General features: G+C 76.8%; 1 protein-coding gene. It reads right to left on the bottom strand.

What is annotated here, in order from left to right:
- Nucleotides 1-894, bottom strand: an 894-nt coding sequence (locus PPSIR1_RS41410; protein ID WP_045117786.1) for a hypothetical protein, incomplete at both ends; no start/stop codon positions are given.

Raw genomic sequence — 894 nt, forward strand, 5'->3', positions numbered from 1 at the left:
CGGCGTGGGCGGGGCGGCGATGGCCCGCTCGACGAGGGCGAGGGTCTGGGCGCGGTGCGGGGCGAGGAGCCAGCGGACCCACAGCTCGCGGTCGGTGGGCATCGGCGCGTGGCCGACGAGGCGGGCGGCGATGGCCCCGAACAGCTGGAGGCTGCGAGAGCTGACCGGGCCGTTGCGGGCGAGCTCGTCCAGCTCGCGCCAGGCCCCGCGGTCGATGGCGTCGGCGCACAGCCACTCCCAGGCGATGACCACCGCCTTGCGGGGTCCGCAGGTCTCGTCGATGTCGCCGGCGCTGCGCAGCAGCCGGCGGGCGCGCTCGAGGTCGCCGCGGCGCGCCGCGAGCAGCCCGGCGGCGACGATCGAGGCCGAGCCCACGGTCCACCGCGGCGCCCCGGTGGCGAGCTTGTCGAGGCGGCCCTGGACGAAGGCGCCGACGGGGTCTTCGCTCCCCCCCTCGTCGCCGTTCGCCGCCGCGCCGCTTCGCGCCGGGGGCCCAGTGCGCAGGGCGGCCCAGGCCGCGGCGACCACGGCTCCGCCGGCGACGTCCCGGCGCCACATCCAAAAGCTCAGCCGGCTGACGAGCCAGGCCAGCAAGGGTCGGCCGCGGGGGATGAACCACCGCCGGGCGAACACCCAGGGGAAGAGCACGACGGTGTAGCCGAGGATCCACGGCAGCAGCAGGGCCGCGGCGCGCCACTGGCCCTGGCGCAGGTAGAGGGAGGCGAGGTGGACGAGGGCGACGAGCTGGGGCCCGAGGATGACCCACAGCACGCCGGCCGTGACCCCGCTGGGGGCCACGTCGATCTCGACCTGCTCGCGGTCGGTGCGGCTCAGCGAGGCCACGAAGGCCGCGAGCACGACGATGAAGGTGGTCAGGCCCCGGCGCGGGGCTTG

Source organism: Plesiocystis pacifica SIR-1, from assembly GCF_000170895.1.
GTDB classification, from domain to species: domain Bacteria; phylum Myxococcota_A; class Polyangia; order Nannocystales; family Nannocystaceae; genus Plesiocystis; species Plesiocystis pacifica.